1 protein-coding gene and 1 pseudogene are annotated in these 1,116 nt (G+C 46.9%); both read left to right on the forward strand.

The window, feature by feature from the left end:
• On the forward strand, window positions 1–677 hold a 677-nt coding region (locus tag MMY95_RS15595), incomplete at its 5' end, for a glycoside hydrolase family 2 TIM barrel-domain containing protein (RefSeq protein ID WP_277602042.1).
• Window positions 661–1,116: pseudogene (locus MMY95_RS15600) on the forward strand (beta-galactosidase small subunit); the annotation flags it as partial. The gene MMY95_RS15595 and the pseudogene MMY95_RS15600, both read left to right, overlap by 17 nt.

Consider the following 1,116-nt stretch of genomic DNA (forward strand, 5'->3'; position numbering starts at 1 on the left):
CCGGTATCTACCTAATGGCCGAAAACAACCTCGAATCGCACGGGTCATGGCAAAAAATGGGCGCTATCGAGCCTTCTTACAATGTTCCTGGCGATAATCCACACTGGTTAGCAGCGGTGATCGACCGGGCCCGTTCGAACTACGAATGGTTTAAAAACCACCCATCGATCATTTTCTGGTCACTTGGCAATGAATCATATGCCGGCGAAGATATCGCGGCGATGCAGGCTTTCTATAAAGAACACGATGATTCACGACTCGTCCACTACGAAGGTGTCGTCCACACACCAGAATTAAAAGATCGCATTTCTGATGTTGAAAGTCGGATGTACGAAAAGCCCGAAAATATTGCAGCTTACTTGGAAGATAACCCAACCAAACCTTTCCTCGATTGTGAATATATGCATGACATGGGGAATTCTCTGGGCGGCATGCAATCATATAATGATTTGATCGACAAGTATCCGATGTATCAAGGTGGCTTTATTTGGGACTTTATTGATCAAGCGCTCTTCGTTCATGACCCAATTACCGACCAAGACGTGCTCCGGTATGGCGGTGATTTCGATGAACGCCACTCCGATTATGAATTCTCCGGTGACGGCTTAATGTTTGCCGACCGGACACCAAAACCAGCAATGCAAGAGGTGAAATATTACTATGGCTTACACAAATAATCAATTACACGTTATTTACGGCGACGGGAGTTTAGGACTACAGGGGGCTAATTTCCACTACCTCTTTAGCTACGAACGTGGCGGACTTGAATCACTCGTCGTCAACGATAAAGAGTGGCTCTATCGTACACCCACGCCCATCTTTTGGCGGGCGACAACCGATAATGATCACGGTAGCGGCTTTTCAGTCAAATCCGCACAGTGGTACGCGGCCGATAAGTTCTCAACTTGTCAAGATATCGAATTGACGGTTGACGACCAACCAGTCACACCGTTACCAATCGCGCCACTCAATAACAAATACACGGATCACGAAATCGCCACGAAAGTTTCACTGGCTTACAACTTTGTTACCACGACCGTTCCTAGTACCATCGTCACAGTAACTTATACGGTGACAGCAGATGGTCAAATCAACGTTGCCACCCATTATAGCGGT

This window comes from Lactiplantibacillus sp. ME-2 (genome assembly GCF_022549155.1).
GTDB lineage: Bacteria > Bacillota > Bacilli > Lactobacillales > Lactobacillaceae > Lactiplantibacillus > Lactiplantibacillus plantarum.